Genomic DNA, 602 nt, shown 5'->3' on the forward strand with positions numbered 1-602 from the left:
ATTTTAAGCTTTTTTCTTTTTACAATGTTCCGAAAAAAGGAACGATAAATTTTTAACCAATCATCTACCAGTGCTTTACCTCCTCTACCAGTCGCAATATTTTATTGTTAGATTTTTTTATTCTTCCTTCACTAATAAATAATAAAAACGTCCATATATTTTAAGGCGTCTTACTCTTTATTTATTATATTTATTTTACGTGAGAAAATTATTTAAAAGAAGTTTAAATCCGGTTTAAAAGTTGAAAACCTATTTAAGAAACTTTGCCAATAGCTCATCTTTTTCTTTTAGCATTCTTTCGTATAGATCCTGTTTTTCTTTGTGCAACTTTTCTTTTTCATTATAAAGTTCTACTATCTTATCAATTGGGTTGAAATTAAAATAAAATTGATGACTTGTCGACGAATCATAACTATTAGCAGTATTTGCAATAAAATTTAAAGCACCTTCATCATTAAAATTTTTGATAGCATCTACAGGTAACTTTAGAAATTCAGCTACTTTTTTTAATGTTTCTTCTTCTATAACCTCTTTATCTTCCAACTTAGATACCCCTGCTTGGGTAATATTTAATTCAATAGCTAAAGATTCTTGTTTTACCC

The 602-nt window shown here is 27.1% G+C and carries 1 protein-coding gene; it reads right to left on the reverse strand.

All coding sequences use genetic code 11. The features are described from left to right. Positions 1–249 precede the first annotated feature (249 nt). Positions 250–602: helix-turn-helix domain-containing protein (locus tag M3Z80_RS09725; protein WP_293919421.1), on the reverse strand; the 353-nt coding region annotated here is incomplete at its 5' end.

The organism is Apibacter sp., from assembly GCF_025291155.1.
Classification (GTDB): domain Bacteria; phylum Bacteroidota; class Bacteroidia; order Flavobacteriales; family Weeksellaceae; genus Apibacter.